Source organism: Streptomyces sp. NPDC020958, from assembly GCF_055562175.1.
On the sequence record NZ_JBVHFU010000014.1, the window covers coordinates 213,775 to 227,676 of the forward strand.

Sequence of the window (13,902 nt, forward strand, 5' to 3'; positions counted from 1 at the left end):
GGGCTCCTGCGCGGGGGAGTGGTTCAGAGGTCTCTGCGGCCCCGGTTGCCCGGCCGGGAGGCGACCCAGGCGCGCACCGTGTCCGCGTACCAGTAGGGCTTGCCGCCCTCGACATGGTCGGGCGGCGGGAGCAGCCCGTGTTTTCGGTAGGAGCGGACGGTGTCGGGCTGCACGCGGATGTGCGCAGCGATCTCCTTGTACGACCAGAGCCTTCGGTCGGTCATGGGACGCACCTCCCTGCGCGCACCGCGGGGGCGACCGGAGGCGGTCACCGGGGGGAACCGGGCGCGGCGCTGGCGATCAAAGCCTGTGCCCGGTGAACGACGCAGAGTGACTGTCCGCAAGCGGCTGTCGTTCTGGTGTGACCGACAACCCGCGTATGCGTGACATGTGTGACAGAGCGGGGGCGGTTGTGACAGAGCCGGGGCAAAGGCGCACGCCGACTCCCCGGCGGGTCGGGTTGACACGGACCGCCCGGCCCCCGCCCTCCCGCACGTCTCGCATCCTGTCGTCCGAATGTCCGGACAAAGCATTGACACGACGTCCCGCGCAGGGCTACAAACCACGGGAGAGCCATGACGAAGGGATGCCGATGGCGTACGACCTGATCACCATGGGGCGGATCGGGGTGGACCTCTATCCGCTCCAGACCGGTGTCCCGCTCGCCCAGGTGTCGTCCTTCGGCAAGTTCCTCGGCGGGTCCGCGACGAACGTCGCGGTGGCCGCCGCCCGCCTCGGCCGCGGCACCGCCGTCATCACCCGCACCGGCGACGACGCCTTCGGCGCCTACCTGCACCAGGCGCTGCGCGACTTCGGCGTGGACGACCGCTGGGTCACCCCGGTCCCCGGGCTGAACACCCCCGTCACCTTCTGCGAGGTCTTCCCGCCGGACGACTTCCCGCTGTACTTCTACCGTCAGCCCAAGGCCCCGGACCTGGAGATCGACGCCCACGAACTGGACCTCGACGCCGTCCGGGACGCCGGGATCTTCTGGGTCACCGGCACCGGCCTGAGCGAGGAGCCCAGCCGCACGGCGACCCTCGCGGCCCTCGCCCACCGCGCCAAGTCGGGCACCACCGTCTTCGACCTGGACTGGCGGCCGATGTTCTGGGCGGACCCGGACGCGGCCCGCCCCTTCTACACCGAGGCGCTCAAGCACACCACCGTCGCCGTCGGCAACCTCGACGAGGTCGAGGTCGCCACCGGCGTCCGCGAGCCGCAGGCCGCCGCCCAGGCCCTGCTGGACGCGGGCGTCGAGGTGGCGGTCGTGAAGCAGGGCCCCAAGGGCGTCCTCGCCGTGAACCGCGACGGCGACCGCGCCGAGGTACCGCCGCTGCCCGTCGACGTCCTCAACGGACTCGGCGCCGGTGACGCCTTCGGCGGCTCCCTGTGTCACGGCCTCCTCGCCGGCTGGGACCTGGAGACGATCATGCGGCACGCCAACGCGGCCGGTGCCATCGTCGCCTCCCGCCTGGAGTGCTCCTCGGCGATGCCGACCGCCGAGGAGATCGCCGCCGCGCTCGCCGCCGGAGCGGTGCGGTGAGGGCCGGCCGCGTCACCGGCGCCCACCGCGAGGGCGGCGCCCCCGCCAAGGAGACGACCGTGGACATCGCCGCCCTCGTCCACACCCGTACCCACCACCCCGAGGCGATCGCCGAGGCGGCCGCCCGGCGCTCGCGCCGTCCGCTCCTCAACGAGGACGGCAAGCTGATGATCGTCGCCGCGGACCACCCGGCCCGCGGCGCGCTCGGCGTCGGCGGCGACCGGCTCGCCATGGCCAACCGCGCCGACCTCCTGGAGCGGCTGTGCCTGGCGCTGTCCCGGCCCGGCGTCGACGGCGTCCTCGCCACCGCCGACATCCTGGACGACCTGCTGCTGCTCGGCGTCCTGGACGGCAAGGTCGTCATGGGCTCGATGAACCGGGGCGGACTCCAGGGCGCCTCCTTCGAACTCGACGACCGGTTCACCGGCCACCGCGCCGAGGACATACAGCGTCTCGGGTTCGACGCCGGCAAGCTGCTGCTGCGCATCGACTACGACGACCCCGGCTCGCTCACCACGCTGGAGTCCACCGCGCGCGCCATCGACGACATGGCCGCGCGCCGGCTCCCCGTCTTCGTCGAGCCGTTCATCAGCCGCCGCACCCCCGAGGGCAGGGTCAGCAACGACCTGTCCGCGGAGGCGGTCACCAGGTCCATCGCCATCGCCTCGGGCCTCGGCGGGAGTTCGGCCTACACCTGGCTGAAGGTGCCGGTCACCGCCGACCCGGACGACATGGCGCAGGTCATGGAGACGTCCACGCTGCCCGCCGTGCTGCTGGGCGGCGAGGTCGGGGACGACCAGGACGGCGCCTACGAGAAATGGCGCGGCGCCCTGCAACTGCCCACCGTGCGCGGCCTGGTGGTCGGCCGTTCACTGCTGTACCCGGCGGACGGCGACGTGGCCGCCGCCGTCGACACCGCCGTCGGACTCCTGTGAGGGCGAGAAGATGACGACCAACGAGCTGCATCTCACCAAGGGTTCGACCGCGAACGCCCAGTACGCGCTCGACATCGACCCCAAGCGGGCCGGGTGGACGCACAGCAGCCTGCGGATCGTCGAACTGGCCCCTGGTGGAACGCATTTGTTCACCACCGGGGACAGCGAATGGATCGTGCTTCCGCTCCAGGGCGGTTGTACGGTGCGAACAGAGGGACAAGAGTTCCAGATCCTGGGCCGGGAGAGCGTGTTCGGCGGAGTCTCGGACTTCGCGTACGCGCCCCGGGACGCCCAGGTCCAGATCGCCTCCGGCGCGGGAGGCCGCTTCGCCCTGGCAGGAGCGAAGTGCGAGCGACGACTCCCCGCCCGCTACGGCCCCGCGCCGGAGGTCCCCGTCGAAGACCGCGGCAGCGGCACCAGCGCCCGGCAGGTGCGCAACTTCGCCTCCGCGGACGCCTTCGACTGCGACAAGCTGATCGCCGTCGAGGTGGTCACGCCCGGCGGCAACTGGTCCTCGTACCCGCCGCACAAGCACGACGAGCACCGGCCCGGCGAGGAGTCGGAGCTGGAGGAGATCTACTACTTCGAGATCGACGGACCGAACGGTATCGGGTACCAGCGCGTATTCCCCTCCCGTGAGGGCGGTACGGACGTCCTCGCCGAGGTCCGCTCCGGCGACGCCGTGCTCGTTCCCGACGGATGGCACGGCCCGTCGATCGCGCAGCCCGGGCACGACATGTACTACCTGAACGTCATGGCGGGGCCGGGCGCGACGCGGGAGTGGCGGATCTGCTTCCACCCGGACCATCTGGAGGGTTACCGATGACGATTCGGCTGACCGTCGCGCAAGCGCTTGTCCGCTTCCTCGCCGTCCAGTTCACCGAGCGGGACGGCGAGCGCCGCCGCCTGATCGGCGCCACCTGGGGCATCTTCGGCCACGGCAACGTGGCCGGCCTCGGCCAGGCACTCCTGGAGTACGCGGACGACATGCCGTACCACCAGGGCCGCAACGAACAGGCCATGGTGCACGCGGCGGTCGGCTACGCGCGTCAGTCGAACCGTCTCGCCACACACGCCGTCACCACCTCCATCGGCCCCGGCGCCACCAACCTGGTCACCGGCGCCGCCCTCGCCACCATCAACCACCTCCCGGTCCTGCTCCTGCCCGGCGACGTCTTCGCCGCCCGCCCCGCCGACCCGGTCCTGCAACAGCTCGAAGTCCCGTACGCGGCCGACGTGTCCGTGAACGACACCCTGCGCCCGGTGTCGAAGTTCTTCGACCGCATCAACCGCCCCGAACAGCTGATCCCCTCCGCCCTCGCCGCCATGCGGGTGCTCACCGACCCCGTCGAGACCGGCGCCGTGACCCTCGCCCTCCCGCAGGACGTCCAGGCGGAGGCGTACGACTGGCCCGAGGAGTTCTTCGCCGAACGGGTGTGGACCGTACGACGACCCGCCGCCGACCGGGCCGAACTCGCCGCGGCGGTGACGGCGATCAGGAACGCCCGCCGCCCCGTGATCGTCGCCGGCGGCGGCGTCCACCACAGCCGGGCCGAAGCGGTGCTCGCCGACTTCGCCGAGGCCACCCGTATCCCGGTCGCGTCCACCCAGGCGGGCAAGGGCTCACTGCGCTGGGACCACCCGCAGGACGTCGGCGGAATCGGCCACACCGGCACCGCCACGGCCGACGAACTCGCCCGCACCGCCGACCTGGTGATCGGCGTCGGCACCCGCTACACCGACTTCACCACGGCCTCCGGCACCCTCTTCGAGAACCCGGACGTCCGCTTCCTGAACCTCAACATCGCACCCCACGACAGCCACAAGCTGGCCGGGCTGCCCCTGGTCGCCGACGCCCGCAGCGCCCTCACGGAGCTGCGCGGGGCCCTGGACGGCCACCGGACCGCCGACTCCTACGTCACCGAGTACACCGAGGACAAGGAGCGCTGGGAGCAGCGCGTCGACGCCTGCTACGAGGCCGACGAGCCCGACGTCCGGCCGACCCAGCCGCAGATCCTCGGCGTCCTCGACGCCCTCGTCGACGAGACCGACGTGATCGTCAACGCGGCCGGCTCCCTCCCCGGCGACCTGCACCGGATGTGGCGGACCCGGTCGCACGACCAGTACCACCTGGAGTACGGCTACTCGTGCATGGGCTACGAGATACCGGCCGCCATCGGGGTGAAACTCGCCGCGCCGGAGCGCACCGTGTGGGCGCTGGTCGGCGACGGCACGTATCTGATGATGCCGACCGAGATCGTGACCGCCGTCCAGGAGGGGACTGCCATCAAGGTGCTGCTGGTGCAGAACCACGGCTACGCCTCCATCGGCGGCCTGTCCGAGTCGGTGGGCGGCGAGCGGTTCGGCACCGCGTACCGCCTCCCCTCGGACGACGGGGCGCTCACCGGCGCCCCGCTGCCCGTCGACCTCGCCGCCAACGCGGCCAGCCTCGGTATGCGGGTGCTGCGCGCGAAGACCGTACGGGACCTGCGCGCGGCGCTGGCCGAGGCGCGGGCCGCCGACGCTCCCACATGTGTCTACGTCGAGACGCAAACGGCAGACACTGTGTCGGGCCCGCCTCCGGCGCAGGCCTGGTGGGATGTACCCGTGGCCGCGACCGCGACCCGAGCCGCCGCGGTCAAGGCACGTGAGCTCTACGAACGGCACGTCTCGACCCGACGCCGCCATCTGTGAAGGAGTAACCGGTCATGACGAAGATCGTCAACCACTGGATCGGCGGCAAGTCCGTCGACGGCACGTCGGGCACCTTCGGGCCGGTCACCGACCCGGCCACCGGCGCGGTCACCACGAAGGTCGCGTTCGCGTCGGTCGACGAGGTCGACGCCGCGGTCGCCGCCGCCAAGGACGCCTACCTGAGCTGGGGCCAGTCCTCGCTGGCCAGGCGCACGGAGATCCTCTTCAGGTTCCGCGCGCTGCTCGACGCCAACCGGGACGCCCTCGCGGAACTGATCACCGCCGAGCACGGCAAGGTGCACTCCGACGCCCTCGGTGAGGTCGCGCGCGGCCTGGAGATCGTGGACCTGGCCTGCGGTATCAGCGTGCAGCTGAAGGGCGAGCTGTCGACGCAGGTCGCGAACCGGGTGGACGTCTCCTCGATCCGCCAGCCGCTGGGCGTCGTCGCGGGCATCACGCCGTTCAACTTCCCGGCGATGGTCCCGATGTGGATGTTCCCGATCGCCATCGCGTGCGGCAACACGTTCGTGCTGAAGCCGTCGGAGAAGGACCCGTCGGCGTCGATCAAGATCGCCGAGCTGCTGGCCGAGGCCGGGCTCCCGGACGGCGTCTTCAACGTCGTGCACGGTGACAAGGTGGCCGTGGACCGGCTCCTGGAGCACCCCGACGTCAAGGCGGTCTCCTTCGTCGGCTCCACCCCGATCGCCCGCTACATCCACACCACCGCCTCCGCCAACGGCAAGCGCGTGCAGGCCCTCGGCGGCGCCAAGAACCACATGCTGGTGCTCCCGGACGCCGACCTGGACGCGGCGGCCGACGCGGCTGTCTCCGCGGCCTACGGCTCGGCCGGCGAGCGCTGCATGGCGATCTCGGCGGTCGTGGCGGTCGGTGCGATCGGCGACGAGCTGGTGACGAAGATCCGCGAGCGCGCCGAGAAGATCAAGATCGGTCCCGGCAACGACCCGACGTCGGAGATGGGCCCGCTCATCACGGCCGTGCACCGGGACAAGGTGGCCTCCTACGTGACCGGCGCGGCGGCCGAGGGCGCGGAGGTCGTCCTCGACGGCACCGGCCACACGGTCGAGGGCTTCGAGGACGGCCACTGGATCGGCATCTCGCTGCTGGACAAGGTGCCGACGACCGCCAAGGCGTACACCGACGAGATCTTCGGCCCGGTCCTGTGCGTGCTGCGGGTGGACACGTACGAGGAGGGCGTGGCGCTGATCAACGCCTCCCCGTTCGGCAACGGCACCGCGATCTTCACCCGGGACGGCGGCGCGGCCCGCCGCTTCCAGCTGGAGATCGAGGCCGGCATGGTCGGCGTGAACGTCCCGATCCCGGTGCCGGTGGGCTACCACTCCTTCGGCGGCTGGAAGGACTCGCTCTTCGGCGACCACCACATCTACGGCAACGACGGCACGCACTTCTACACCCGCGGCAAGGTCGTCACCACCCGCTGGCCCGACCCGGCGGACGCCCCCGCGGGCGTCGACCTGGGCTTCCCGCGCAACCACTGAGCGTGATCGCCTGACCCCGTCGGGGCCGTCCGGATTCCGGACGGCCCCGACTTTTTTTGGCGGCTCACCTTCGGTTCTCGTTTCCATGGGAGGAAACGGGTGACTTAAGTACTTTGCGTTCACTACCTTCGAAAGCAAGGTTATGCGGCGAACAGTCTTGATGATTGCGACGTTGGGGGATTCAACCCTAAGAAAGTGATGTGGCACGGCTTGCTTTAAGGCTGCGGAATCCGAAGGTAAACAGCCATTGACGCCATGGTTTTCGTCGGGGTTCCATGCAGCGCAGCCCAACCGCCGGAGGCATCCGCACAAGTCGATCGGAACCGCCGCATGACCGACACGCTCCGCCCTGTCGACACCGCCGTCACCGAGGCGCCCGACAGCCCCCAGACGCTCAAGCGCTCCATCGGAGTGGTAGGCGGCACCCTACTGACCCTCTCCTGCGTCACCCCGGCCTCCACGCTCTTCGTGGTCGTTCCCGACCTGTTCGGCACCCTCGGCACCGCCACCGCCCTCACCATCGCCATCGGCTCCCTCCTCTGTATCGCCGTGGCGTTCTGCTACTCCGAGCTCGGCACGCTCATCCCGAGCGCGGGCGGCGAGTACGCGATGGTCTCCACGATGGCGGGCCGCCTCGCCGGCTGGCTGGTCTTCGTCCTCTCCCTGCTCGTCGTGATGATCGTGCCCCCGGTGATCTCGATGGGCACGGCCGACTACCTGGCGCCGATCGTCCACCTCGACCCGGCCATGACCGGCGCGGGCGTGATGCTGCTCGCGACCCTCGCGGGCCTGCTGGACCTGCGCGCGAACGCCTGGATCACCGGCATCTTCCTGGTCCTCGAGGTGATCGCGGCCGGCGTGGTCGCCGTCCTCGGCTTCTCCCACAGCCACCGCGGGGTCGGCAGCCTCACCTCCCTCCAGGTGGCGGACGCCGGCGGCCACACCACGACCGTCACCGCGATGCTCGTCGTCTCCGGCCTCGCCATCGCCCTCTTCGTCACCCAGGGCTTCTCCACCGCGGTCTACCTCTCCGAGGAACTGGAGGACCCGCGCCGCAACGTCGCCCGTACGGTCCTCGCCACCCTCGCCATCTCCACGGTGGTCATCCTCGTCCCGGTCGCCGCGATCACCATGGGCGCGACCGACCTCAAGGCCCTCACGGGCGGCGACATCAGCTCCATGGTCACCGCCTGGTCCAACTCCGCGGTCGGCACGTTCGTCAGCCTCTGCGTGGCCCTCGCGATCATCAACGCGGGCATCGTCATGGTCATCCAGAACTCCCGCGTCCTGTTCGCCTCGGCCCGCGACAGGGCGTGGCCGAACCCGGTCAACAGCGGCCTCTCCCGCCTCGGCCGCTTCGGCTCCCCCTGGGTCGCCACCCTCGCCGTCGGCGTCCCCGGCGCCCTGCTCTGCTTCGTCAACCTGGACACCCTGTACGGCGTGACGGGCGTGTCGGTGACGGGCATGTACCTCCTGGTCGCCGTCGCCGCGCTGCTGTCCCGCCGGGGCCACCACAAGCACACCCCCGCCTGGCGGATGCCGCTCTGGCCGGCGATGCCGGTCCTCCTCATCGTGGTGCTGGCGTACATCCTCACCCAGCAGGAGACGACGTACCTCCTGTGGACCGGCGGCATCACGGCGGCGGCCACCCTCTACTGGGCCTTCTACCTCCGCCCCCGCAAGAACACCCACTGGGTCGTCTCCATCCCCCAGGACGCCCAACCGTAAAGCCCCCGACTCGCCCTGTGCGCCGCTCCGCCGCGCGGGCGCGAGCAGCCCCCACCCACTGCCCAGCTCGGCACCGCCGGACTCCGCCGCGGCGGCTGATCGCCGTGGCGGCGGGAGGGGGTGGAGCGGCGGTGATCCGCGTGCGCCGGGGAGAGCGGCCGACCCAGGGGCGCGGGGAACTGCGCGAGCAACCCCCAGCAGCCCGCACGCATCCACTGCCCCACACGCGCCCCCGGCGGCCCCCCGGTGTACCGCGCCCGAAGTACACGGCGACGGGCCCCTACTCCTCGGGGATGGCCCGCTGTTCAGCCCACCGTCGGCATCCGTTGTCCGTCCGGCGCCGTACCGTTGAGGCATGGATCTTCGACTGCCCGCCTGGCGAGCCCTGCTCCGGCGGCCGCGACGGCTTCTGCCCGCCGCGGCCGCCGTCGTGGTGCTGGTCGGCGCCGGCACCTGGACGGCCGTCGCCGCCTCCGACGACACACCGGCGGTGCGCCGTACCGACAGGGTGATGGCGGTGGACGGCGTACGCCTGGACACCTCGTTCTTCACCACGCCCGGCACCGCCCGCCGCCCCGCGGTCCTCCTCGCCCACGGCTTCGGCGGCAGCAAGAACGACATGCGCGCCGAGGCCGAGGACCTCGCCCGGGACGGCTACGCGGTCCTCACCTGGTCCGCCCGCGGCTTCGGCAGGTCCACCGGACAGATCGGCCTGAACGACCCGAAGGCCGAGGTCGCCGACGTCTCCCGGCTCATCGACTGGCTGGCGAAACAGCCCCAGGTACAGCTCGACAAGCCCGGCGACCCGCGCGTCGGCATGGCAGGCGGCTCCTACGGCGGAGCCATCTCCCTCCTCACCGCCGGCCACGACGACCGCGTCGACGCCATCGCCCCGTCGATCACGTACTGGAACCTCGCGGACGCCCTGTTCCCGGACGGCGTCTTCAAGAAGCTGTGGGCCGGCATCTTCTTCAACACCGGCGGCGGCTGCGCGAAGTTCGAGCCCGCGCTGTGCGCGATGTACGACCGGGTCGCCGAGTCGGGCACGCCGGACGCCGCCGCCGTCAAGCTCCTCGAAGAGCGTTCACCGTCGGCCGTCGGCAGCCGCATCAAGGTGCCCACCCTGCTCTTCCAGGGCCAGACCGACTCCCTGTTCACCCTCTCCCAGTCGGACGCGGCGGCGAAGGCCGTCAAGGCCAACGGCGCCCCCGTCGACGTCGACTGGATCGCCGGCGGCCACGACGGCGGCGACCTGGAGACCAGCCGCGTCGAGGCCCGCGTCACCTCCTGGTTCGACCGGTACCTCAAGGGCGACAAGGCCACCGACACCGGCCCGGCCTTCCGGATCACCCGCACCGGAGGCGTCGACTCCACCAACGGCACCGCCCAGCTGCGCGGCGCGACCGCCGACAGCTACCCCGGCCTGGAGAGCGACCGGAAGGACATCGCCCTCAAGGGCGGTACCCAGCGCGTCCAGAACCCGGCCGGCGCCAGCCCGCCCGGCGTCTCCGCGCTGCCCGGCCTCGGCGGCGGCCTCGCCCAGCTCTCCTCCCTCGGCGTCGGCGTCTCCCTGGACTTCCCGGGCCAGTACGCCCGCTTCGACTCCGCCCCGACGGCCGACAACGTGCAGATCACCGGCACCCCGACGGCCACCGTCCACCTCACCTCGACCAGCGACGACGCCGTGCTCTTCGGCAAGGTGTACGACGTCGGCCCGGACGGCACCCAGCAGGTGCTGCCCTCCCAGCTGGTCGCCCCGGTCCGTGTCACGGGAGCGAGGTCCGGCAAGGACGTCACCCTCACCCTCCCGGCCATCGACCACGAGGTCCAGAAGGGACACCGCCTGCGCCTGGTCCTCGCCTCCACCGACCTCGGTTACGCCTCCCCGACCGCCCCCGCCACCTACACCGTCTCCCTGAAAAGCCCCCTGAGCGTGCCCACGGCACCGCAGGTGGACACCGCCGCCGCGGCACTGCCCGCCTGGGTGTGGTGGCTGCCGCTGGCCGGCGCGCTGGCCGCCCTGGCCCTGCTGTTCGGCGGCCGCCGCCGCACCGCGGGCCCGGCCCCCGCCCCGGAACTCGCCGCGGTCCCGCTCCAGATAACGGACCTGAGCAAGCGCTACGCGCGCTCCACCGACCGGTACGCGGTACGCGGCCTCTCCTTCCGCGTCGAACAGGGCCAGGTCCTCGGCCTGCTCGGCCCCAACGGCGCGGGCAAGACCACCACCCTGCGCATGCTGATGGGCCTGATCAAGCCCGACGACGGCGAGATAAGGGTCTTCGGGCACGCCATCCGCCCCGGCGCGCCCGTCCTCTCCCGGGTCGGCGCGTTCGTCGAGGGCGCGGGCTTCCTGCCCCACCTGTCCGGCCGGGAGAACCTGGAGCTGTACTGGCAGGCCACCGGCCGCCCCGCCGAGGACGCCCACCTGGAAGAGGCCCTGGAGATCGCGGGCCTCGGCGACGCCCTCGCCCGCGCGGTCCGCACGTACTCCCAGGGCATGCGCCAGCGCCTCGCCATCGCCCAGGCCATGCTCGGCCTGCCGGACCTGCTCATCCTCGACGAACCGACCAACGGCCTCGACCCGCCGCAGATCCGCGAGATGCGCGAGGTGATGATCCGCTACGCGGCGGCCGGCCGCACGGTGATCGTCTCCAGCCATCTCCTCGCCGAGGTCGAGCAGTCCTGCACCCACCTCGTGGTGATGGACCGCGGCCGGCTCGTCCAGGCCGGTCCGGTCGCCGAGATCGTCGGCTCCGGCGACACCCTCCTGGTCGGCACCGGCACCCCCGTCGAGGGACCGGTCGTGGAGAAGGTCGCCGCACTGCCCGGCGTCGCCTCGGTGACCCGCACCGACGACGGCCTGCTCGTCCGCATGGACCCCGGCGGCACCGCGTCACGCCTGGTCGCCGAACTCGTCCGCCTCGACGTGCCGGTGGCCTCGGTGGGCCCGCACCGCCGGCTCGAAGACGCCTTCCTGACCCTGATCGGAGGTTCCGCATGAGCACCGTCACCGAGAAGGCGGCGGTCGCCTCCGGCTACCGGGCGGGCCGCACCCTGCCGCTGCGCGTCGAACTGGTCCGCCAGTTCAAGCGGCGCCGCACCCTGGTGATGGGCGGCATCCTGGCCGTACTGCCGTTCGTGCTGCTCATAGCGTTCGCGGTCGGCGGGCAACCGGGCCGGGAGAACGGCCAGGTCACCCTCCTGGACACGGCCACCGCGTCGGGCGCCAACTTCGCCGCGGTCAACCTGTTCGTGTCGGCGGGCTTCCTGCTGGTCATCCCGGTCGCGCTGTTCTGCGGGGACACCGTCGCCTCCGAGGCCGGCTGGTCCTCCCTGCGCTACCTGCTGGCCGCGCCCGTGCCGAGGGCCAGGCTGCTGTGGTCCAAGCTGGTCGTCGCGCTCGGCCTCAGCCTCGCCGCGATGATCCTGCTGCCGCTGGTCGCCCTGGCCGTCGGCACCGCCGCCTACGGCTGGGGGCCGCTCCAGATCCCCACCGGCGGCGCCCTGGACACCGGCACCGCCGCCCAGCGCCTCGCCGTCGTGGTCGCGTACCTCTTCCTGTCCCAACTGGTCACCGCGGGACTCGCGTTCTGGCTGTCCACGAAGACCGACGCGCCGCTCGGAGCGGTCGGCGGCGCCGTCGGCCTGACCATCGTCGGCAACGTCCTGGACGCGGTCACCGCCCTCGGCCACTGGCGCGACTTCCTGCCCGCGCACTGGCAGTTCGCCTGGGCGGACGCCGTACAACCGCACCCCGAGTGGTCCGGCATGATCCAGGGCACCGCGGTGTCCGTGACGTACGCCCTCGTACTGTTCGCGCTGGCCTTCCGGGGCTTCGCCCGCAAGGACGTCGTCTCCTAGGTCACGCGGCCCGTGGCCGCTTCGAGACCCATCCGCAACGCGTCGTGGCGCACGTTTTGGCCCCCCCGCGCCGTCGGAGTCGGCAGAGAAGTCAGGCAGTCGACTCCGACCGGCACAGGGGGCGCACGATGGCACGACACCGGACCCGACGACAGGCGTACGGGGCACTGCTCGCCCTGACCACCGCGGTCACGCTGCTCCTGACGGGCTGCGGCGCGGACGAGAACCACACGAGCGACGGCCCGAACCGGGGCCTCGGCCTCCCGGCCCCGGCCCCCTCCCGGACACCGGACGACGACTCCGGCCGCCTCTCCACCTTCGCCCTCGACGTGGACACCGCCTCCTACGGCTACGCCCGCCGTACCCTCGCCGACGGCGGCCGTCCGGACCCCTCGACCATCCGTCCGGAGGAATTCGTCAACAGCTTCCGCCAGGACTACCGGACCCCCGCGGGCAACGGTTTCACGGTCACCGTCGACGGCGCCCGCACCGACCGCCCGAACTGGTCCCTGGTCCGCGTCGGCCTCGCCACCCGCCCCACCGACGACACCGGCGAACGCCCCCCGGCCGCCCTCACGTTCGTCATCGACGTGTCCGGCTCCATGGACGAGCCGGGCCGCCTCGACCTCGCCAGAAAGTCCCTGGACACCATGACCGACCGACTCCGGGACGACGACTCGGTGGCGATCGTCACCTTCAGCGAACACGCCCGGACCGTGCTGCCGATGACCCGCCTCGGCGGTCACCGCGCCGAGATCCACGACGCCGTCGACGGCCTGCGGGCCCTGTCCTCCACCAACCTCGGCGCGGGCGTCGAGACCGGCTACGCCACCGCCGTCAAGGGCCTGCGCGGGGACGCCGCCAACCGCGTCGTACTGATCTCCGACGGTCTCGCCAACGACGGCGAGACCGACCCGAACGCCATCCTCAGGCGCATCGACCACGACCGCCGCGCGTACGGCATCACCCTGTTCGGTGTGGGGGTCGGCAGCGACTACGGCGACGCGCTCATGGAACGCCTCGCCGACAAGGGCGACGGTCACACCGTCTACGTCTCCGACACCGCCACCGCGAACGACGTCTTCTGCCGTCAACTCCCGCGGAACATCGACCTGGTGGCCCGCGACGCCAAGGCCCAGGTCGCCTTCGACCCGCACACGGTCGCCGAGTCCCGCCTCATCGGCTACCAGGACCGCAGGGTCGCCGACGAGGACTTCCGCGACGACCACGTCGACGGCGGCGAGGTCGGCCCGGGCCACACGGTCACCGCCCTCTACGCGGTCCGCACCCACCCCGGCACGGACGGCCACCTGGCCACGGCCACGGTCCGCTGGCTGGACCCCACCACCCGCACCCCGCACGAGAACACGGGCTCGATGGAGACCGACGCCCTGCACGACTCGGTCTGGACGGCGTCCCCCCGCTTCCAGGTGACAGCGGTGGCGGCCTACTTCGCGGACGCCCTGGCGGGAGGCGAGTACGACATCCCGGGCAGCGTGAGCCTGAGCAGCCTCCAGGACCGCGCCACGACCCTGGCAAGGACGACGGAGGACAAGGACGTGGCGGACCTCGCGACGGCCGTCCGAGAGGCGAGCCGTTCCGACGCCGCGAGCTGAGGCGCCCC

Annotated in this window: 10 protein-coding genes; 9 read left to right on the forward strand and 1 reads right to left on the reverse strand. The window is 71.9% G+C overall.

Annotation, left to right across the window (positions count from 1 at the left end):
- Nucleotides 1-23: 23 nt before the first annotated feature.
- Nucleotides 24-224, reverse strand: a complete 201-nt coding sequence (locus tag ACZ3KP_RS32395) for a helix-turn-helix transcriptional regulator (RefSeq protein WP_037649824.1) — start codon at nt 222-224, stop codon at nt 24-26.
- Between the two features lie 368 nt (nt 225-592).
- Here ACZ3KP_RS32395 and iolC point away from each other — a divergent pair, with 368 nt between their 5' ends.
- The 9 genes from iolC (at nt 593) to ACZ3KP_RS32440 (ending at nt 13,894) form a co-directional block, all read left to right on the forward strand.
- Nucleotides 593-1,543, forward strand: coding sequence for a 5-dehydro-2-deoxygluconokinase (iolC, locus tag ACZ3KP_RS32400; RefSeq protein ID WP_467503794.1), 951 nt, complete (start codon nt 593-595; stop codon nt 1,541-1,543).
- A 59-nt stretch (nt 1,544-1,602) separates the two neighbouring features.
- Nucleotides 1,603-2,478 carry a Cgl0159 family (beta/alpha)8-fold protein gene (locus tag ACZ3KP_RS32405; protein ID WP_358973008.1) on the forward strand — a complete coding sequence of 292 codons (876 nt, stop codon included), beginning with the start codon at nt 1,603-1,605 and terminating at the stop codon, nt 2,476-2,478.
- A gap of 10 nt (nt 2,479-2,488) precedes the next feature.
- Nucleotides 2,489-3,304 carry a 5-deoxy-glucuronate isomerase gene (iolB, locus tag ACZ3KP_RS32410; RefSeq protein WP_132886918.1) on the forward strand — a complete coding sequence of 272 codons (816 nt, stop codon included), beginning with the start codon at nt 2,489-2,491 and terminating at the stop codon, nt 3,302-3,304.
- Nucleotides 3,301-5,172, forward strand: coding sequence for a 3D-(3,5/4)-trihydroxycyclohexane-1,2-dione acylhydrolase (decyclizing) (gene iolD, locus ACZ3KP_RS32415; RefSeq protein ID WP_467503795.1), 1,872 nt, complete (start codon nt 3,301-3,303; stop codon nt 5,170-5,172). Before iolB ends, iolD begins: the two co-directional genes overlap by 4 nt.
- Before the next feature lie 14 nt (nt 5,173-5,186).
- A complete protein-coding gene (gene mmsA, locus ACZ3KP_RS32420) occupies nt 5,187-6,689 on the forward strand; it encodes a CoA-acylating methylmalonate-semialdehyde dehydrogenase (protein ID WP_467503797.1) in 1,503 nt (500 codons plus the stop codon).
- Nucleotides 6,690-7,019: 330 nt separating this feature from the next.
- The gene (locus ACZ3KP_RS32425; protein ID WP_467503799.1) at nt 7,020-8,417 is read left to right on the forward strand and encodes an APC family permease; all 1,398 of its coding nucleotides are present in this window, start codon (nt 7,020-7,022) and stop codon (nt 8,415-8,417) included.
- A gap of 355 nt (nt 8,418-8,772) precedes the next feature.
- Nucleotides 8,773-11,418 (forward strand): CocE/NonD family hydrolase, encoded by a 2,646-nt coding sequence (locus ACZ3KP_RS32430; RefSeq protein WP_467503800.1) that lies wholly within the window; start codon nt 8,773-8,775, stop codon nt 11,416-11,418.
- Nucleotides 11,415-12,278, forward strand: a complete 864-nt coding sequence (locus ACZ3KP_RS32435) for an ABC transporter permease (protein ID WP_358972457.1) — start codon at nt 11,415-11,417, stop codon at nt 12,276-12,278. The genes ACZ3KP_RS32430 and ACZ3KP_RS32435 overlap by 4 nt, the downstream gene beginning before the upstream one ends.
- 128 nt (nt 12,279-12,406) lie before the next feature.
- Nucleotides 12,407-13,894, forward strand: coding sequence for a vWA domain-containing protein (locus ACZ3KP_RS32440; RefSeq protein WP_467503802.1), 1,488 nt, complete (start codon nt 12,407-12,409; stop codon nt 13,892-13,894).
- The last annotated feature ends 8 nt before the right edge of the window (nt 13,895-13,902 follow it).